Here is a 19,030-nt window from a genome sequence, read left to right as displayed (position 1 = left end):
GGCTCGGAGGTCGCGGAATGACACCTGTGTTCCAGGCGCAGCACGACGGCATCCGGGCGGCCCTCGAAGTGTCCATCGAGCGCCATCCGGGCCAAGACTCCCTCACCGGAGACCTCTCGGAGGCAGACGCCGCTTGGCCGAAGCGCCTTCGCCGCATCGTCCGCGCGAGCCTGACCTACTGGCGTCGGCCGGACCTGATCGAGACCGCGGAGCTGCTGCTTTCAGAGTTGGCGACCAATGCCCTCCGACATGGCCACGGTCATGACATCACGGTCCGTGTCTTCTTCCACGATGGCTGCTGCGTGATCGAGGTGAACGACGGCTCATCCGCCCGTCCAGCACTGCGCCGCGCCAGCCCGACCGACGAAGGAGGCCGCGGCCTCTTTCTTGTTGACGCCTTGGCCGAGTCCTGGGGTGTCAGTGACGACGGCGCAACCACCTGGTGCACCCTCCCCCTGAACAAAGGATCCGAAGAGATGCAACCCGTCGCGGTGACCGCTCCGGTCCTGCGCGAGATCCCGCTGGATCTCCCTGCTGATCCCAGCGCCACGGGCTTAGCCCGCATTCAGGCCCGGACCCTGCTCACCGTGCTGAGCTGGCCCGGCAACCAGCACCTCGCGATCGACGTCCTGCACGTCCTCCTCGACAACGCGGTGCGGCACGCTCTCCCCGTCGCCAAGACCGTGCAGACCTTCGGGGTACGCCTCAGCGTCACTGAGGCACACGAACTGCTCGTCGACGTCACGGACCCCGTCCCCGCGTTCCCCAACTTCGACGAGGCCGTTGCCGGCGAAGTAGGCCGCGGCCTGTGGGAAGCCGTGCGCCAGGGTGCCGAACTCTCCTGGTTCGTGGTCGGTTCCGACTACGGCGCCAAGACCGTGCGCGCTGTCCTGCGCCCCGGGCGGGTGGACCTGTGACTGCCCCGGCTGCCGCGCCGACGACCGGCGCCAAAGTGATGCAGCAGTTGGTCGAGTCCGCGGGTGCGGCCCATCAGCCGGCCGCCGACATGGCCGACCTCGCCGAGGTGATCCGCACCCTCATCGCGGTCGAGGCCCGCCGCGACACCCGCGTACGGCTGGGCGGCAACCTCTTCGACGTCGTCATCACCAGCTCTGGCCTCCAGGCGCGCGGAGCCGTCGCCCTCATGGACGAGATCCAGGGCGGATGCGGCCCCGTGATCGAGGACCCCGAGAGCGGCTGGTTCTACTGGCTCGTCCCGCCCGGGTCCGCAGCCCAATGGCGGCACCACTCTCACGCCGTATGTCTCGGAGCTCCCCACACGATCACGCTGCCCTCCCTGAACCGGACCGTGCCCCCAGGCCCCTACTGGTTCCGGCCGTCGGCAAGTGACCGGCTCGTACCGACGCAACCGCTTCGTGAGGCCCTGGCCCAGCTTCGGCCGGAGCCGACACCGCACGCCGCGCTCGCGGCCCAGCTTGGAATCACTCCCTGAGACGCCGTGCTCGCCGGCGCCTGCCCCCTGGGCGTCGGCGAGCACGGGCCACGGCCTGCTGCCGGGCTGGATACGAGTCCGGCAGCAGGTGACCCCTCGGAAAGAGCCACCACATGGCAAAGCTGCTCCTTGGCGCCCTTGCCCTCGTAGGCGTCGCTCTTATTGCACTCCGGCTGCGGCCGGCGCCCACGCCCTGCCCGATAGAGCGTTTGCAGGCGGAGGACAACCGGCGCTTCGTCGAGCTGTGCAGGAGGACGCCATGAGACTCCGGCCTGTCCCGCTCGAGGAGAATGACGAGCCACGCTGGCGGTGGTCAGGCCCGGAACCCCGATTCCTCCCGACGGCCGACGCCAGACTCAGCGCCTTGCGTCGCAGCGTCTACGAGGACGCCCTCGCCGCCATCCGTGCCGGGCGGCCCGTGAAGGTATCGACGTACGTCTTCGCCACCCCCGGCGTGGACGTGGACGCCACCCACAGGCTCCTGGCCGAGCACGCCCGAGACCGGGGATGGGTCGTGCACCGTGAACGCTTCACCGACGAGCCGACGGCGGGTACGGCCCCTTCCCGGCCGCAGTTCCACCTCGCCTGTCGTCATGCCGGTTCCGGGTTCGTCGACGGCGTCCTGGCGGTCGGCCGTGAAGCTATGCCGAGCACCGACGAGGCATACGAGGCATACCTGCGCTGGCTGCACCGCCACTACAGCTTCATCGCTTTCCAGCAGCAGACCCTCGGGGGAGCACCGTGGACAGACCGATAGCGCCGTACGTGACGCCGTGGACGGGCGAGAGCACACCGCCTTCCACCGTGGCGGTCACCGCGTCCGGAGTGAAGTACGCCGACCCTGTGCAGGACGCCCTCGCCCGGGACCTGGACGGCACGCTCTGGGCGTTGTGCAGCGGCACGGCGACCGGCAGGCCGGAGTACGCGGCGGAACTCCACCCGGAGCGCCAGCGGACCGCGATGGACAGTCGCTTCTGCGCGGGTTGCAGCAAGCCGGCCGCACGCGACGACCGCGGAATGCTGTGGCTGCTCCCTTTCCTCGGCGACGCCGCGGCCGCGACGTGGGAAGGAGTGCGGTGTGCAATCCCACCCATGTGCGAGACCTGCGCCGAGACAACGCCGCGCCTGTGCCCGGTACTGCGCGCCGGACACGTGAAGCTCCGCGTCCAGGAGGCCCAGCCGGTCGGTGTACGCGGGACGCTCTACCCCCGCCCGGGCGAGCCAGGCGAACCCGACCCGAACGCCCTGGTCCTCTACGGCTCCTCCGACCTGCCATTCGCCATCGCCCGCCAGGCCGTGCGTGAACTCCGCCGCATCACTGTGGTCGCCTTCGCCGCGGCCATCCCCTGATCGCCTGCCGCGCCGTCTGAACGACACGACGAGACCCCAAGAGACAGGAAGCCCGCGTGTTCATCGACATCCCGAGCGAACTCGAATCCGCTCTGATCGACCTTTGTCTCCCGCCGTGGGAACTGGAGGGTGCGTTCCTGGCGAAGTCCACCATGGAGGAGTACCGGGCCGAGCTGACGGCCACCCCTCGGTTCGAGGAGACCGCCGCGACACTACGCCGTGCGCTGACCGGGGAGGCCGGCGGATACGCCGTGCTGCGCCTGGGGAACCTCGCCAAGGCGCTGGGCACCGGCGAGCGGCTCCGGCGGCTGGTGACGGGCTTCGCCGCCGAGGTGGCGGTCCCCTTCTCACCCTTCCCGCGGTGGCCCCTGTGGAAGGACATCGGGGTCAAGGTCGACAAGGACCCCGGCAAGTCCAGCGGCATCGGGTACAACGCCTTCCACATGGACCTGGTGAACGCGACCCGGCCCCCGGAGTACACCACGCTCCTGTGCGTCCGCCCCGATCCGCTCGGCGGCGGCCCCAGCATCCTCTCCGACGCCCACGCGGCGGTGGCGCGGCTGTCGGAGAACAGCCGTGCCCGGCTGTGCGAGACGGCCTACCACTACGGGACCTTCTTCGACCTGCACGGCGTCGGCGAGGAGTACACGCCGTTTCCGATCCTGGACGGCCCCGACCCGGGAGAGGGGTTCGTCCGGTTCACCGCCAAGATGCTGGAGCGGTCCCAGCTCGGCCAGGCGCACGCCGACGCCGCCAGGGAGCTCGCCGAGGAGCTCGTCCGGGGGCAGGTCTCCTTCATGCTCCAGCCCGGGGACTACCTCATCGTGAACCAGCGCCGCTTCCTGCACGGCAGGGAGGCGCTCCATAGCGGTCAGGAGACCGTTCCGGTCTCCGAGCGGCGGCTGCTCCTTCAGCTGTTCCTGCGGGCGAGGGCCGGCGACGGCTCGGCCGCGTAGTCGGCCGACGGCACCGGTGACCCGCCGACTCTCGCCCCCGGGTCCAGACTCCGAGGATGTGGCCCGGCCACGGAGCGGGACCCGGTCAGGCGTCCCCGGAAACGGTCGTGCACCGGGCCCTTCGGGCCCGGTCACGGATCTAGATGCGCGCGTTGCGCAGCGACTGCCACACGGCGCCGGCCAGCGCCCGTGTCGCCCGCGGGACCGACAGATGTTCGTGCTCGCGGTACAACGACCAGTTGTACTTGACCAAGGAGAGTTTGTTGGAGGACAGCGATCCCGCCTGGTGGGCCCTGTACACCGCCAGCGGCTCATCCAGACCCCGGGCGTCAGCGCCGTCCCGCATGATCGACAGCCAGAGGGCGTAGTCCTGGCGCTTGCGCATCTCCGGCATCAGCCGCGTGCCCAGGACCTTGCGGTCGTACATGGCGGTGAGGGCGCCGATGTGGTCTCGGACCAGCATCGCGCGGTAGTCCACGTGCTCCCGCGCACCGATCACCCGCCCGTTCGGGATCCAGTCGGTGCTCTCGCCGGCGTAGTCGGCGTCCATCTTGTAGTACGAGGTGAACGTCAGCGGCGCATCGCCTTCCGCAGCGAAGGCGAGCTGCTTCTCGGTCTTCTCCGGAAGCCACATGTCGTCGCTGTCGAGAAAGGCGATGTAGTCCCCGCGGGCCCGCTGAATCGCCAGGTTGCGGGCCCGGCCGGCACCGCCCTGTTCGGGTGCCGACTTCGGCAGGACGCGCTCGTCCTGCTTGGCGAACTCGCGGAGCAGGTCCATGGAGCCATCGGAGGACTGGTCGTCGGTGACGAGCAGCTCCAGGTCGCTGTGGGTCTGCGTGAGCACCGATCGGACGGCTGCGCCGAGGGTGGCTGCCGAGTTGTACACGGGCATCACGACCGACACCAGGGGCACAGCGCTTCTCCTTGCCACATCGGGAACGACGGTCCATTCAAGCACCGCACAGAGTAGGAGCTGTCATGCACGTAGTTGTCGCTGGTCAGGGCTATGTGGGGCTTCCCCTGGCCGTACGCGCCGCCGAGGTGGGCCACCGTGTCGTCGGCTACGACGTGGACACGCACCGCGTCCAGCAGCTCGCCGCCGGCCAGTCCTACGTGAGGGACGTGGACTCCTCGCGGCTGCGCGCTGTGCTGGACTCCGGGGCCTACTCGGCGACCGCCGAGGCTACCGCGCTGGACGGCTTCGACATCGCGGTCATCACCGTGCCGACCCCTCTGCGGGACGGCGTGCCTGACCTGACCTACATCGAGTCCTGCGCCCGGACGCTGGGCGGGCACCTCCGCCCCGGTGCGACGGTGGTCCTGGAGTCCACGTCCTATCCCGGCACCACAGAGGAACTGCTGCTGCCGATCCTGGAGAAGGCATCGGGGCTCAAGGGCGGGGTGGACTTCCTGGCCGGCTTCAGCCCGGAGCGGATCGGGAACAAGCGATGGTCGTTCGACACGCCGAAGCTGGTGTCCGGAATCGACGCCAGGTCACTCGACGTGATCAAGGGCTTCTACGACGGGATCTTTCAAACCACGGTCCCGGTGTCCGGGACGAAGGTCGCCGAGCTGGCCAAGCTGCTCGAAAACACCTTCCGCTTCGTCAACATCTCCATGATCAACGAGATGGCGATGGTGGCCGCTTCCCTCGGCGTGAACATCTGGGAGGCGATCGACGCCGCCGCGACCAAGCCCTTCGGATTCACGCGGTTCACCCCGGGGCCGGGAGTCGGCGGGCACTGCCTGCCCGTGGACCCGATGTTCCTCTCGTGGAAGGCCCAGCAGGAGCTTGGCATCCCTTTCCGGTTCGCAGAGCTCGCCGCCGACGTTAACCGGCACATGCCCGACTACGTCGTCCGGCGTCTCGTGGAAGCACTCAACCAGCGCGGCATGCCGGTCCGCGGATCTCGGATTCTGCTGCTCGGCCTGACCTACAAGTACAACGCCACCGACCTTCGCAATTCCCCCTCAGCGCGGGTCGCCGAACTTCTCATCGGCCTCGGCGCCCAGGTCCGCGGCGCCGAACCCAACACCCCGGACGGCGACGACACCAAGCTGAACGTGCCCCGGGTCGGGGCTACCCCGGACGAGGTAGCCGCCGCTGATGCCGTGGTTCTCCTCATGGACCACCCACAGTTCGACCTCCCGATGATCGAGAAGAACGCGCCCTACGTTCTCGACTGCCGCAACCGCCTTTCCGGGCCGAACGTCGAGACGCTTTAGCTTCTCGGAACCCGTCGGCCCCGCCGCCAACCCTCCGTCCCCGGGAGTTGTCTTGCGCGACGAATGGGAACACGCCCACACGGACTACACCGTGCCCGCGCAGCGCCGTATCCCTGCCTCGCTCGCCGAAAGTGAAAGTGACTGGCGCCACTACCTGGAGTGCGCAACCCCCAACGGCTGGCTGATACGGCACAATGCCATGACCGAAGCGCTCGTCAGCGGAAAGCCGATGTACCTGCTGCACACCACCAAGGACATCGACGCCATCCGTGCCAGCCGGGAGCTGCACGTCTCCACCGGGTGCCTGGTCGGGGCCCTGTACTGCTCACCCCTCGCCAGTCAGCGCGAGGGGCTGCGCCCCCACAACCTCGGCGCCTACCTGATGCGGACGAAGCCCTCCACCACACCGGTGGTCTTCGAGGTCGCCCCGGACGCCCCGATCCCGCCCAAGGGCGTGGACTACCTGCATCTCGGCGCCATCCACCTGCGCACCTACCTGCGCTACCAGAGCTTCCTCACCCCGGCCGAGAACGACCAGCTCGGCCGCACCGTCCTGAGCGGGCTGCGCGCCGCCGCCCCGTTCCTCGACCTCGCCCTGCGCAACGCCGCCGGCCGTGCCACTCCGGCACCCATGTTCATCGACGAGCTGTCCGATGCCGTCACCCACGTGCCGTTCCTCGGCTACCTCTACTTCGAGGTCCTGTCCGAATACCTGATGCTCCACTCCGCTACTGCGGAGACTAAGACCTGCGCCCAGGCAGGAGAGCTGAACAACTGGCTCTACAAACGACTCGCCTTCGCCGCCGTGGACGGCATGGCTCGGTTGTTCGACCTCGCCCGTTTCAATCCGCGCCATCACCGGCTCGTCCAGATCATCGGGGGCATGGAACCGACTCTCGGGCCGGGAGTCGCCGAGTACGTCCGGCGACGGCTGTCCCATCTGGTCGCACTGACCGCCCTGCACCCGTCCCAGGACGTGGCATCGGTCACCTTCCAGGGCGCCGATCTGGGCACGCTCCAGAACGTCGCCCCTGGGCTGATCGGCCAGATGATCTTCCGTGAGATCCGGTACATGCCCCGCTACCGGCAGCTGTACCACTGCTTCGAGAAGGCCAAGGCTCTTGAGGCATGGGACTACTGGAACACCGAGGGAATCCCGACCCCCTTCAACGGGATCCTCCCCAAGGGGGAGATCGGTATCAGCCCCGTCTACCCCCGTGCGACAGTCAGGGCGTGGACAGCAGAGCAGGACAGCAAGGGCTACTTACATCCGGCCGAGGAGGTCAAGGCCGTCTTCACGCCGCACCTGGCGTCGTGGTGGGTGCCTCCCCGCCAACGCGGGACGCAGAACGCCACCGGTACTTCACGACTGGAGCCGGGTCCGGAAGCCCGCTCTCCGATTCCCACCTGACGGTCATCGGTGAATAGAGCTTTCCGCATGGCCACCAAGCCCTTGAGCATCCTGACCGGCATCAACCGCACCTCCGAGCCTTCGTCCGGGAGCATGATCCTCGTCAACGATCTCTACGGCGCGATGCCTGACATCCACACAACCTTCCTGGGCAGGGCACCGGTCGACCAGGCTTGGAAGGCCGCGTTTGATCAGATGGTCGTCCTCTCCACTACGAAGCGCCCGCACGGCCCCGAATTCGACCCGTACGTTGATGAGCTGACGCGTGAGGTCGGGGCGCTCATTGAGAAGATCCATCCGGATGCCATTCACGCCCAGTACCTCGGGTTCGCTCTCAGCCTGGCCTTCGCCCGTACCGCCGGCCACATCCCGATCGTCGCCATCGCTCACGGCCCCGAGGTGATGGCTGCCGAGCGCAGCACGTTGGAACGCCAGGCCATGCATGAAGTCGCTGCCGCAAGCGCCGCGATCGTCGCCCCGACCTCCGCCCTCGCCGACCGGATCGACCGCCTCACCGGACACCGATTCACCGATCGGCTCACCGTCATCCCGTGGGGAATCCCGCTGAGCGATGTCCGGCTACGCGATCAACTGCCTACCGGAGCCGGCCCGCTGTCTCTGGTGCACGCCGGCCGTCTGGACGACAACAAATCCACGGTCACCGCCGTCGAAGCCCTCGCCCTCACCGATCAGCCGCACCACTTGACCGTGATCGGCAAAGGTGCCCTGCGGGGGCATCTGAAACAGCGGACCGCCGAACTCGGACTCCTGGACCGGGTTCAGTTCGATCCCTTCCTTCCCCGCGCCGACCTGTGGCGCCGCCTGCCGACCTTCGACGCCTTCGTCTTCACGACCAAGGGTCTGGAAGCCTTCGGGCTCGTCCTCATCGAGGCCCAAGCCCACGGACTTCCGGTTGCCTACTCCGATCTTCCCGGTGTGCGGGACATCCTCGGGAGCGCCGGCGTTCCCTACACTCCTGGCGACCCGCGCTCGCTGGCGGTGGCCCTGGACGAGATGGGCCGGGACTGCCACCGACGCAGGGCCCTGACCAAGGCGGCTCTTGATAACGCGCGCCGATACGACATCACCACCACCGGAAGCCAGCTGCGCCAGCTGACGCTCCGCCTCTCCACCAGCCACACGCTCAACTGACGGCGGGCTGAAGCAGCGGCGGAGGTGGGGCGGCCCGGGTTAGGTGGACGCAGCCCGTGCTGAACAACAGCACGGCGAGCGCGGCGAGGAGAGGCACGTATTCGTCCAGCGTGAGGCCGTGCCGGGCAGCATCCGGCACGCCTCGCGGACGATCACCGGCACGGGTGATGTCCGGCGACGCACCGTGGCGCCCGAGCCGTCCTCGAGGTTGGGCGGGCAAGGAGAAACCTTATCCCGGGTGCGGAACTGGCAATAGTTCTGGTTTCGACGCTACTCGCCTACTCGACCCGAGTCGGGACGGCGCTGGGGAATCCGCACGCCCTGATCCTGAGGCCGAGGCCGCGACGGGCCTTCGGTCGGCGGTTCAGGGCTGGCGGGCTAACAGCCTGGTCCTGCCCCTCACTCCCGTCCGCGGTAATCAAGCCAAGGTCGCGGCGGAGCCGGGACAGGGCCTGGACGACGCTGTCCGTCGCCGCGGCGGCGGCCGGGCGAGCAGCTCGCAAGGCGAGCGCTGTGGTCTCCATCGCCTCGAGCGCGTCCTCGACAGCCGCCGCGTTCCAACTCCCTGGTAGGGCGGCGTCATGCAGCTCGCACGCGGCGTGGGCCGGGGCCTCGGCCAGGGGCAGAAAGTTCATGCCGAGTCGCTCCTCCCGCGGATTACCTGGTCTGGGCGCTCATAGCGGGCTGCCGCGAATCAAACTGCCTGGCCGCGGGACTCAGGCTGCGGTCACGCAGCGGCCGGGCACTCCGGTCCCCGTCGCCTCATTAGCGTCCCTCGAGCGAAGCTGAGCTCCGGGTCCGCCTCACTCTAAGCTCCATGCGGTGGAGACGTTGCTGATCATCACGGCTGCCGCTCTGTGGGGCTGCACCACGGGCGTGCTCATACCCCGCCCCGCGTACCGGCTCTCCGTGTCCTTCGAGGAGCCCTGGCAGTCAACGTGCCCGGCAGGCCATCCGCTCACCGGCACCGGCAACGGATGGCTGGGACGTTCTCGCTGCGCCGCCGGGCATTCCTACGGGCCGAGCACACTCTCTGTCGCCTCCGTCACGGCCGTGGTCTGCGCCCTGCTCGCGGCCGTCACCGGGGCCCGACCCGAGCTGGTGGTCTGGCTGCTGCACACACCGGCCGCCGTGCTGCTCGCCACCGTCGACTTCACGGCGCACCGGCTCCCTGACGTGCTCACCCTGCCGCTCGCCGCGACCGTGCTCGTCCTGCTCGGCGTCGCCGCCGTGCTGCCCGGCGCCGACGGCAGCTGGACGTCCGCGCTGCTCGGCTCCCTCATCCTGGGCGCCGGCTACTTCGGACTCTTCCTGATCAGCAAGGGCTTCGGGTTCGGCGACGTCAAGCTCGCCCTCTTCCTCGGGGCCGTCCTGGGCTGGTACGGCTGGCCGATCATCCTGGTCGGAACCTTCGCCGGGTACCTGTTCGGCGCGCTGTGCGGCGTAGGCCTGATGCTCATGGGCCGAGCCGGCCGCACGAGCAGGATCCCGTTCGGCCCGTTCCTGCTCGCCGGGACACTCGCTGGCGTACTCCTGGGCTCCCACAGCCCCTGACGCGGGGCCCCTGAAGGGACGCTGGATCGGGGGCTGTGTGGCGATGGGGCGCGTGGCGGGCGTCGTGCTGGCTAAGGGCTTGCAGATCATTAACACGTTGTTTTGATCATGCTGCTGGGGTCGCCACTCAGGGCTTGAACCCGAGCCTGCAGGGCTGTGAGGGCGGAGGGCGGGGTGGCTGCCGGTGGGATGACGATGCTGTGCGCCTTCAGCAGTGTCCTGATCTTGAGCAGGGTGCGGTGCATGGCGGTGCGACTGCTGTCGCTGAAGCCTTCCTCCCGCAGCAGGTCGGCAACGGTGTCCGCGCTGACTTTGTGCCCGGCCCGGGCCAGCTCCCGTGCGAGGTTGCGGGTCGATTTGACCGTCCACCGCAGTGGCGACATCGGATCACCGCGCTCGTCCGGCTCGACCAGTGCCAGCAGGGCCGGCCGCAGCCCCGGATCGAGATCTGCGACCCTCTTGCGGCCTCCGCCTAGTCGCCGCACCCGCCCCAGAGGCTCCTCGCCGGTCTCCAACTCGAACACGCCCTTGCGAACCGTGGTCTCACTCACCGAGGCCGCCCGCGCGACGGCCCGAACACCACCGTGTCCCAGGACACGGGCCTCCGCGGCCATCAGTAGCCGTCGCTGCCGCTCGTCCAGATGCGGGAACAACACCGCGAACTTCACAGCGAGTTGGGTACGGATCTCATCCGGGATGCGCATACCACACCAACGAGCCACGGGACGGGAAGCAACACCTTGATGATCTGCAAGCCCTAAGCGTTGTCCCCTAATTGATCACGGTCGTGCTTCCTGACCTGCCTGCTCAGTTCAGCCGGTGATGGTGAGGTTGTGGAGGTGGGCGATGCCGAGCATGGCGTGGTGAACGCCGTTGCTTTTCAAACGGCAGTCGCGGAGGATCTTCAGCTCTTCATCCGGGCGAAGGCGTGCTCGATGCGGGCTCTGACCTTGCGGTGAGAGGCGTTGCTTTTCCCTTTCCAGCTCGGTAGTTCGGCCCGACCGGGGTCACGATGGTGAGGGATGATCAGGCCAGTGCCCCGGTAGCCGCCGTCAGCGATCACAGTGTTCCGGCCGATGGCGTCCTTCGCTCCGGATAGCTCCCATGCCTTGCAGTCGTTGCGGTTCCCCGGGACCGGCCGGCCGACGGCGACAACCAGGCGGGGGTCGGCATCGATGACGACCTGGTGGTTGGGGGAGTACCTGTAGTTCTTCGACTGCTCGGCGATCGTGTGGTCCCGGGTAGGGGCCAGGATGTCGTCGACGATCAGCACCGTGTCCTTCCGGAACCTCGTGAGAGGCCGCAGGGCGAGCAATGGCCCGAGGTAGGCGATATTTTGCCCGCTCCGGTCGGCAGCTCAATTACAACATCTGATGCGTCCGACTTCTTCTCGTGCCAGTCCCGAAGGACGTCCTGCTGGTGTCCCCATACGTATTCGGGACCGCGGTTCGTCAGGGCAAGAATCCGGTACAGGTCAACCGGGTCGTCCGGAATTGCTGCATCGGCGGACTTGAGCTTGAACGCCATTCACACTTCGTTCCCCTGCTGAGTCGACAGGAGGCTCAGCACCCATCCCCGGATCTCGGCCGCTCCAGTACGGCAGCAAGCCGCGTTTATGACGCCCCTTCAGTCAAGAGCCAGAGCCAGTTGGCTGAGCTTAGGCCGGCTGGGCATACTGGTGGTGTGCGCTTCGCGTACAGCAAGCGCCCGCGGTGCTTCCTTGACCCTCACAACGAGGCTCTGAAGGACTTTGCCGCTATTGCCGACGCCCTCGGCATCCAGCGGCTCAACTCCACACGGAAGCGATGAAACGTATTCCGACGGAATATCGCGCACGACGCGTCCCTCCTCCCCGGGACAGGCGCCGTTCCGCTGTCCGCAGGCCGGACCACGAACGCCGAGCAGCCCCTGCCGCGCACAGCCGCAACTGCCCCTCAAGGATCACTTTTCGCAGACGATCCGCCCCGAGCCGCCCCCAAAGGGCCCCAGCTCGGCGCAGCTCATGGGAGTGTGAGAACAGCTCAGTGATGAGGCTTTGACAGGGGAGTGGGACGTGGCTGCGGGGAACGGTGCGATGCCCCAGCTGACCCGAGCACATCGGGTCCTCATGGGCGTAGTCGTGGCAGGCGCGGTGATCATCGCTGGCATCGGCTTCGCCGGCTCATACTCGGCAGTCCGTGAACTGGCGGTGAAGAAGGGCTTCGGCACCTTCTCCTACGTCTTCCCGATCGGCATCGACGCCGGCATCTGTGTCCTCCTGGCCCTGGATCTGCTGCTGACCTGGATCCGAATCCCGTTACCGCTGCTGCGGCAGACAGCCTGGCTCCTGACGGCCGCCACCATCGCCTTCAACGGGGCGACGGCCTGGCCCGACCCGCTCGGCGTAGGCATGCACGCCGTGATCCCGGTGTTGTTCGTCGTCGCGGTCGAGGCCGCCCGGCACGCGATCGGCCGGATCGCCGACATCACCGCGGACAAGCACATGGAAGGAGTCCGCCTCACCCGCTGGCTCCTCTCGCCGATCCCCACCTTCCTGCTCTGGCGCCGCATGAAGCTGTGGGAGCTCCGCTCCTACGACCAGGTCATCAAGCTCGAGCAGGAGCGCCTCGTCTACCAGGCCAGCCTCCGCTCCCGCTTCGGCCGCGCCTGGCGCCGCAAGGCTCCGGTGGAATCGCTGATGCCACTCCGCCTGGCCCGCTACGGCGTGCCCCTGGCCAAGACGGCGCCGGCCGGGCTTGCCGCCGCCGGCATCAACGAGCCGCCGATTCAGTTCATCATCGAGCGGGCGCCGGAACCGGCGCAGCCGCAGAGCCCCGAACTCGAGGCCGCCATCGACCAGCAGAAGGAAACGGCGCAGGCAGAGGGGGCGGACACCCGGCCGTCGGCGCAGGTGCCAGCCGCGCGCCCAAAACAGCCGGATGGCCTCCGAGACGACCGGAACGCCCAACTCGCCGACGCCTATGAGGACTGGGTGACCGCCTTCGGCTTCGAGCCCACCAGCGCGCAGTTCGCTCTGTGGCTCCGAGACCAATACGGCATTGCCACCCCGGCGAGCGGGCCCCTGCCCAATGAGCAACTCGAACCCCTGCTGGGGTCCCTCAAGCAGCGCCACACGCCCTCAGCGGAGAACGGAACCGCATCCCAGGCCCCGCAGGACACCGATGACGGATGGGCGGACTACTTCTACAACGCCTGGCTGTCGTACGCCCAGGAGCACCGGGGCTACCCCGATGCCGCCGCCCTCGCCACATACCTCCACGAGCGGGACCGGATCACCGGCGGCAACGGCCAGCCCATCACGGGTGCAGACCTGGAAGGCTTAGTCGCGGCCTTCCGGCAGCGCGAGTTCGCCGAGACGGAGCCGTCAGCCGGCGAGGTAGCCACCCTGCCCGCCGCACGAGTGCCTTCTGGCGATCCACTCCCGGACGAGGAGTCCGAAGAGTCGCCGGCCGGCGTAGGCGCGCACCCCGCCAGGGAGCATCGCCGGCCCCGAGTGAGCGCGACTATTGGTGGCCCGCCGGGCGAGGACGATACGGCTGGGGAGCCGGCCGCGCTCACCACAGTCGACCGCTACTACCTCGCCTGGATGGAGTACCAGACCGAGCACGGTGAGGAGCCCAAGGCCGAGCAGCTCTCCGCCTACCTTGCAGAGAGGAAGGGCATGACTGGCCGTGGCGGAAAGCCGGTCAGCCCGTCCACTCTGCGCCGCTACCTCCTGCCGTTCAGGGTCTACAACCTGTGGGCGGAACAGCGGGTGCGCAACGAATCCCCGTCGCTCGATGCCATTGCGCAGCAGTGCGCAGCCCGCGGCATCACTGCGCAACACAACAAGCCCCTCACCACCGACTACATTGCCGAGCAAGCCGTCGACTTCGAGCGGCGCTGGCAGGCACTGACCCGCCACCACGCCCAGCCACAGCAGTGAGAAGCTGCGCCCGGCTTGACGCTGTACAACCAGTGATCAGTCAGTACCGACGGCTGCGCAAGCGAGAGAATCCGCAGGTCACCCTTGCATTGTGCAGGCGGGACCTCCATGGCACAGCCAGTGCGCGCCGCGCGCACTGCGCATCCGGAAGCCGAGACAGGAGGTTTCATGCGCACCCTACGTATCACCCCGGACACGACCGTCAGGGAACTCGACTTGCCCGAACCTGGTGCGCAATCCGCGATCCGGGATCACATCGGAACGAGCGGCGCAGTCGGTCAAGGCGTGTACCACCGGCAGGCCCTGCTGCACATCCACGGTGACGGACGCGTGATCGGACTCGCGCAGAACATCACCGCATGGGCCCTGGCGAGCGCCTGGCGAATCATCGCCCTGTACCCGATCCACGGGCCGGTCGTCGTCACCGGACGCGCCGAGGACGGGGCAGTGGCTGCCCTGGACGACGACCTGGCCCAGCAGGCGCACGCGGTTGCAGACCGTACGGGAGACACTGGCGGAGTGGCGCAGCAGGCCGCCCGCCTCCAACGAGGCAGGCCTGAGCGAACTGCTCGCTTACGCCGCTCGGGATGTCGGCCCCAGCCAGTAGTGCCCACCGCGTCGTCCCGGGCATCCACGCCTACAGCGCCTTGCGCACCGCCGTGCCCGAGCCGTTGAGGAGCTCGTTGATGAGCTGAGTGGTCTCCATCTCCAGTGAGCAGTCCAGCGACCGGTTGACCTGCTGCACGCGGGTAATCGCGGTGTGCAGCCCCGAGCGGTTCCCGCGCGCAGCCTCAAGACGCATCCAGTCCCGGTACAGAAGTTCTGCAGTCTCATCTACATCGAGACCGGTCGAGACGGCCTGTCGCGCGGCGCTCAGATCGTGGTGGGGGCCGGCGGGGATGCGGTAGGTGGCCACGGTGTGCGCGACGTCGATAATCCGCGTGATCATTTCCTGTGCGTGGGGCTCGGCCCACGGCAGCGGTCGGCCGCCGAAGGGCTTGCCCCGCACCAGGCTCAGCGCCTTCTCCAAGTCGGGCAGGCCGGACGGGCCCATCGGCAGCGCGCGTTCGACGAGCTGGAGGAATCGCGTCCAGTCACAGCGCACGCCGGGACCGAGCCGGTACGGATCATCGCCCGCCTTGCGGCGCGGTACGTACAGGTTGCCGTCCGAGTCGCTGCCCAGGGAGCTGCGCAGGCCCTGCATCCGCGCGTTGAGGGTACTCGTCGACCACGGGCTGACCGGATCCATGTCGGCACACAGAACATCGGCACTCCGCCCAGGGCGGAAATACAGCAAGGCGGCCAGTTGCGCCATCCGTGGGCCGTGCCCAGTGCTGTCCACGCCCGTCACCTCGACCGGCCCCAGCACCCGGATCTCCGGGGCGTGCAGGTCGTGCGCCTTGCCTGCTTCCGTCGCGGGTACCGTCGGCTCCTCGAGGGCGGTGGCCGGGACGTCGGCCTCCGCGGCCTGCGCCGTGTCGGCAAAGTCCTCGCTAGCCCGGGACTCCGGGGCCGAAGGCACCGCTTGCTCGGTGTCCGGGTCGGCTTTGCCGTCGGCCTCCACCGACGACGTGGTGGGGGAGAGAAGACGGAGCCCGGACGGATCGGTGCTGGCGGCGAGCAGAGCCGGGAACACCTCGCCGCTCACATCCGCTGCCGCGGCCAGCGCCGGCATCGCTCGGTCGGGAGCGACGGACTCGTCAGGCGGCGCCTGCTCCGGCTGCTGCACGCCCTCAATCTCCTCTGGAACGTCCTGCCAGGGCCCCTCAGCCGGGTGGGGCGGCTGCCCGGACACCTTCAACGCGGTAGTGATCTGCAGGTAGGCGGCGTGCTCCAGACGCTGCACAGTGAGGTCGGTGCCCACGTAGTCGAGGCTCTGCGGCTCGCTGAGAGAGGCGTTGAGGATCTCCGCCTCCGGGAAGCGAGCGGCCGCCGTGCTGGCTGGGGCGATCAGCGTGACGGGCACCGCTCCCGCGCGGTCGATGACGTCGGCGAACTGCCAGGCCGTGTCCTCGTCCAGCGAGGACGCGCACAGCAGCACGTACGGCTGATGCTGGGTCTCGGGCATCTGGTGCGCTTCCAGCAGGCGTTCACTCAAATCACGCAGCGCATGCGTGGCCTGCCGCATGTGCGCGATCCGCGCCGTGGGCAACAGCTGTGGCAGGTCCTCACCGAACCCCACGGTGACGACCTCGACATCGGCCGCCCAAGGACTCATTCCAAGTTCCAGCGCCAGCGAGGTGCACACCTCGGTGATGTGGACCAGGTTGCCGTCCAACAGCAGCGCGGGGAGAGCGCCGAGGTTGACCAGCAGCAGGTCGCCGGCCTTGGTGGTGCCGATCGTGACCAGCCCCGGATACGGTGCCGGCACCTCGCGGGCGGCTTCGTCGTCCAGGAGGGCGGCGTCGGCCGGCAGAAGCCACCAGCCGCCTTGTCCGGCAGTGAAGGGTGCCACCGGCTCCTGGGCGAGGTCCTCGGGCAGCACCTCCACCGCTCGGGTCCCGATCCGGGCGGCCCGCAGGGACGGCAGCACCGGCTCGCCCTGCTGCTGAGCTGCGTGGTGGGCCAGCGTCCGCAGGGCCACGTCCAAGCGGCCAGCGCCTGCGGGTTCAGCGGCCGCCGCCAGCTGGGCCTCTGCTGTGGAGGTTTCCGACGCGATGGCGATCTTCTCGCCGGGCTTGCGGCGGCGGCGCTGCAGCGTCCTGCGCAGGGTGAGGGCGCCGGTGATGGCAGCGGCCAGCAGTGCGCCGGCGCCGAGCACGATGCGCAGGTTCAGCGGACTGCTGCTGACCGGAACCGTCGCGGGGGCGGCAGTAGAGCCGGACGCTTCCGATGACGGCGCTGACGCTGACGGAGGGGCGGCAGAGGGCGAGGCGCTCGTGCTGGACTGGGGTGCCGTGGACGCTGAAGCGGGCGGAGACGACTGCTCCTGCCCCGGCTGCTCGGCAGGGCGACTTGCCGGTGCGCTGGGCGCTGACGACTCGGGTGCCGGCACTGCGGTCTGGCTGGGCGCGGGTGGTAGTGAGCCGTCGCCGTCGCCGGGCTGCACCTTGCCATCGGGATTCTGGGTGGCCGGGGGAGGGGCCTCGTGGCCGCCCGACTCCGTGCCATGCCCGCGGTCTTGGGCCGGTTGATGGGGCCGGGCCTCGGGCACCGTGATCTGCTGTCCCGCGTAGATGACGTTGGGGTCGGTGATCTCGGGCAGGCCGTGCGGCTGCGGCTTGCCCTTGCTGGCCTCGAACAATCGCGGCCAGGCGTCGCCGTCGCCGAGTTCCTTCTCTGCGATCTTCGACAAGTACTCGCCCGGGTGGACCGTGACGACATGCCCAGCCTTCTCGCCGGCCGCGGGCGTTCTGTCACCCAACTGCGTACGGACGCCCCCTACCGCTGCGGCGGTCTCAGGCATCTGTAGCTGCCAGCCGGGCTGCAGAAAGCTGTTCGCGCGGAAAACCGTGCCGTCGACCATCGACCGGCCGTCGTTGAGGTCGGCGATCTCCCGCCACCGCTCGCCGTCCCCCAACTCCTTCTCCGCGATGCCCCACAGGCTCTCTGCGGGCCGCGTCTCGCGCACTGTGTACGTCGCGCGGGAGGTCGGCGCGCTCGCCGCGGGCGTGGGAGCCTGCTCGGCCTCGGCGGCCTGCGGGCTGTGAGATTGCCCGGGGATGTGGGTGGCGGTGCTGGCGGCCGGGGAGGCCTGAGCGGTGGAGGCCAGCGCCGAGCTGGTGGGCAGCAGCACCAGAATGCTGCCGATCAGCAGGGCCGCAGCCCGTTGTGAGGCACCCAGCCCGCGCGGGGCGTGCCAGGTACGGCCCCTCAACTGCGCGATGAGCTCGCGGACGGCGCAGAAGGCGAATTGCGCCCACCCGATCCATCCCACGCCGACGAGCAAAAGCAGGAACACGCTGCCGGTGTCCTGCCGGTCCAGCAGGTGCATGACGCCGTCGTGGGTGGCTGCCCAGATGACCGGGGTGGCCCAGGCCAGCAGCAGCGGCAGCCCGACGACCGTCACCGCCAGGACGAGCAGACTCAGCACGGCCTTGATGACCCGTGCCAGGGTGCGGCCGGCGGTTGCGGCGGGGGAAGGGGTGGTGCGCATCAGTTTCCTTCGTCGGGTGCCGTGACGCCATGCAGGAGGGTGGCCTTGCCGTGGCCGGTCACCGACAGAGAGCCGATCCCGACCACCGACAAGAACTTCGTGTCGTAGCTGCCGGTGACCGTGACGGTCAGCGTCTTTCCGTCGCCGGACACGCTGACCGTGCCGGTGGCCCCGGCGGAGCGCAAGTAGGACTGGGCTGCGGCGGCTGCGGCCTGCGGATCCACATCGATCGCCTTCCCGCTGATCGCGTCGGCGGGATCGATGGCCTGCCCGCCTGCCCGGGCGGCTTCGCCGGCGATGTAGTCCGCACGTTCCGTGGCACGCATCTTGCTGCCGCCATCGACGGCGACCCCGATGATCCCGATCAGCGCGATGACGCACACAGCGACGAACACGGTGACGCCTCCCCGGTCGTCCATGCCCGGTCGCCGGAACATCTCACGGAAGATCATCCATCCCCCCGCTGCCTGTACTGGTCCACCACCGAGGTCGCCGTCGACGTCAGCGTCTTGGCCCCGGGCACGCCCGGAAGCAGAAGGTCGGACAGATTCACCGTGCAGGTCACGGTCACGGTGACTGTGCCGACCTGCCCCACCGGCACGCTCAGACCGCCGGTGTTGATGTGGACGGACGTCGCCGCGCACTTGATGCCCTGGTCGCTGAGGGACTCGGCAGCCGCTGACTGGGCGGCACTCTGGGCGGCTGCCGCTGTGCGGTGGATGGACGCCTCCCGCGCGGCGTCCTCAGCCGCAGAGTCGATCTTCGAGCCGGAAGTGACGATCCGGCCGCCGGCGATCGCCAGACACAGAAACATGATCAACGCTGGGAGGACGATCGCGGCCTCAATCGCGGCACTGCCCTCATCGCTGCGCAGCCTGCGCGCCAGACGGGCCCTGCAACGCATGTG

14 protein-coding genes and 2 pseudogenes are annotated in these 19,030 nt (G+C 68.7%); 10 read left to right on the top strand and 6 right to left on the bottom strand.

The window, feature by feature from the left end; translation table 11 throughout:
- Nucleotides 1-17: 17 nt before the first annotated feature.
- The 5 genes from ACZ5CZ_RS33575 to ACZ5CZ_RS33555 all read left to right on the top strand — a co-directional run bounded on the left by ACZ5CZ_RS33575 (nucleotide 18) and on the right by ACZ5CZ_RS33555 (nucleotide 3,759).
- The gene (locus ACZ5CZ_RS33575) at nucleotides 18-917 is read left to right on the top strand and encodes an ATP-binding protein (protein ID WP_468948262.1); all 900 of its coding nucleotides are present in this window, start codon (nucleotides 18-20) and stop codon (nucleotides 915-917) included.
- Nucleotides 914-1,453 carry a hypothetical protein gene (locus ACZ5CZ_RS33570; protein WP_468948260.1) on the top strand — a complete coding sequence of 180 codons (540 nt, stop codon included), beginning with the start codon at nucleotides 914-916 and terminating at the stop codon, nucleotides 1,451-1,453. Before ACZ5CZ_RS33575 ends, ACZ5CZ_RS33570 begins: the two co-directional genes overlap by 4 nt.
- Nucleotides 1,454-1,817: 364 nt before the next feature.
- Nucleotides 1,818-2,210, top strand: coding sequence for a hypothetical protein (locus tag ACZ5CZ_RS33565; RefSeq protein ID WP_385847414.1), 393 nt, complete (start codon nucleotides 1,818-1,820; stop codon nucleotides 2,208-2,210).
- The gene (locus ACZ5CZ_RS33560; RefSeq protein WP_468948258.1) at nucleotides 2,195-2,803 is read left to right on the top strand and encodes a hypothetical protein; all 609 of its coding nucleotides are present in this window, start codon (nucleotides 2,195-2,197) and stop codon (nucleotides 2,801-2,803) included. The genes ACZ5CZ_RS33565 and ACZ5CZ_RS33560 overlap by 16 nt, the downstream gene beginning before the upstream one ends.
- Nucleotides 2,804-2,859: 56 nt before the next feature.
- Nucleotides 2,860-3,759 carry a TauD/TfdA family dioxygenase gene (locus ACZ5CZ_RS33555; RefSeq protein WP_468948256.1) on the top strand — a complete coding sequence of 300 codons (900 nt, stop codon included), beginning with the start codon at nucleotides 2,860-2,862 and terminating at the stop codon, nucleotides 3,757-3,759.
- Between the two features lie 139 nt (nucleotides 3,760-3,898).
- Here the strand turns inward: ACZ5CZ_RS33555 and ACZ5CZ_RS33550 are convergent, their stop codons facing one another.
- Complete coding sequence (locus ACZ5CZ_RS33550) at nucleotides 3,899-4,672, bottom strand: glycosyltransferase family 2 protein (RefSeq protein WP_385847410.1); 774 nt, start codon at nucleotides 4,670-4,672, stop codon at nucleotides 3,899-3,901.
- Between the two features lie 65 nt (nucleotides 4,673-4,737).
- On the opposite strand from ACZ5CZ_RS33550, the gene ACZ5CZ_RS33545 reads away from it, so the two are divergent.
- The 4 genes from ACZ5CZ_RS33545 (at nucleotide 4,738) to ACZ5CZ_RS33530 (ending at nucleotide 10,102) form a co-directional block, all read left to right on the top strand.
- Nucleotides 4,738-5,985 (top strand): nucleotide sugar dehydrogenase, encoded by a 1,248-nt coding sequence (locus ACZ5CZ_RS33545; RefSeq protein WP_468948254.1) that lies wholly within the window; start codon nucleotides 4,738-4,740, stop codon nucleotides 5,983-5,985.
- 52 nt (nucleotides 5,986-6,037) lie between these two features.
- The gene (locus ACZ5CZ_RS33540) at nucleotides 6,038-7,396 is read left to right on the top strand and encodes a hypothetical protein (protein ID WP_468948252.1); all 1,359 of its coding nucleotides are present in this window, start codon (nucleotides 6,038-6,040) and stop codon (nucleotides 7,394-7,396) included.
- Nucleotides 7,397-7,423: 27 nt separating this feature from the next.
- Entirely contained in the window at nucleotides 7,424-8,548 is a 1,125-nt protein-coding gene (locus ACZ5CZ_RS33535; protein ID WP_468948250.1) for a glycosyltransferase family 4 protein, read from the top strand.
- A gap of 822 nt (nucleotides 8,549-9,370) precedes the next feature.
- Nucleotides 9,371-10,102 (top strand): prepilin peptidase, encoded by a 732-nt coding sequence (locus ACZ5CZ_RS33530; protein WP_468948248.1) that lies wholly within the window; start codon nucleotides 9,371-9,373, stop codon nucleotides 10,100-10,102.
- A gap of 263 nt (nucleotides 10,103-10,365) precedes the next feature.
- On the opposite strand, the pseudogene ACZ5CZ_RS33525 reads toward ACZ5CZ_RS33530, so the two are convergent.
- Nucleotides 10,366-10,806 (bottom strand): annotated as a pseudogene (locus tag ACZ5CZ_RS33525) (ISAzo13-like element transposase-related protein); the annotation flags it as partial.
- A 108-nt stretch (nucleotides 10,807-10,914) separates the two neighbouring features.
- A pseudogene (locus ACZ5CZ_RS33520) lies at nucleotides 10,915-11,435 on the bottom strand (transposase); the annotation flags it as partial.
- Between the two features lie 741 nt (nucleotides 11,436-12,176).
- Here ACZ5CZ_RS33520 and ACZ5CZ_RS33515 point away from each other — a divergent pair.
- Entirely contained in the window at nucleotides 12,177-14,027 is a 1,851-nt protein-coding gene (locus ACZ5CZ_RS33515) for a DUF2637 domain-containing protein (protein WP_468948246.1), read from the top strand.
- 637 nt (nucleotides 14,028-14,664) lie between these two features.
- Here the strand turns inward: ACZ5CZ_RS33515 and ACZ5CZ_RS33510 are convergent.
- Genes ACZ5CZ_RS33510 through ACZ5CZ_RS33500 form a run of 3 tightly spaced genes read right to left on the bottom strand, consistent with a single transcriptional unit; the run spans nucleotide 14,665 to nucleotide 19,027 of the window.
- Nucleotides 14,665-18,123: a LysM peptidoglycan-binding domain-containing protein gene (locus ACZ5CZ_RS33510; RefSeq protein WP_468948244.1), complete on the bottom strand. Its 3,459-nt coding sequence runs from the start codon at nucleotides 18,121-18,123 to the stop codon at nucleotides 14,665-14,667.
- Nucleotides 18,123-18,575, bottom strand: a complete 453-nt coding sequence (locus ACZ5CZ_RS33505) for a TadE/TadG family type IV pilus assembly protein (RefSeq protein WP_468948242.1) — start codon at nucleotides 18,573-18,575, stop codon at nucleotides 18,123-18,125. Before ACZ5CZ_RS33505 ends, ACZ5CZ_RS33510 begins: the two co-directional genes overlap by 1 nt.
- Complete coding sequence (locus ACZ5CZ_RS33500; protein WP_468948240.1) at nucleotides 18,572-19,027, bottom strand: TadE family protein; 456 nt, start codon at nucleotides 19,025-19,027, stop codon at nucleotides 18,572-18,574. Before ACZ5CZ_RS33500 ends, ACZ5CZ_RS33505 begins: the two co-directional genes overlap by 4 nt.
- Between the last annotated feature and the right edge of the window lie 3 nt (nucleotides 19,028-19,030).

The sequence above is a fragment of the Streptomyces sp. NPDC031418 genome, from assembly GCF_055581605.1.
This window is presented reverse-complemented; position numbering and strand designations above follow the sequence as displayed.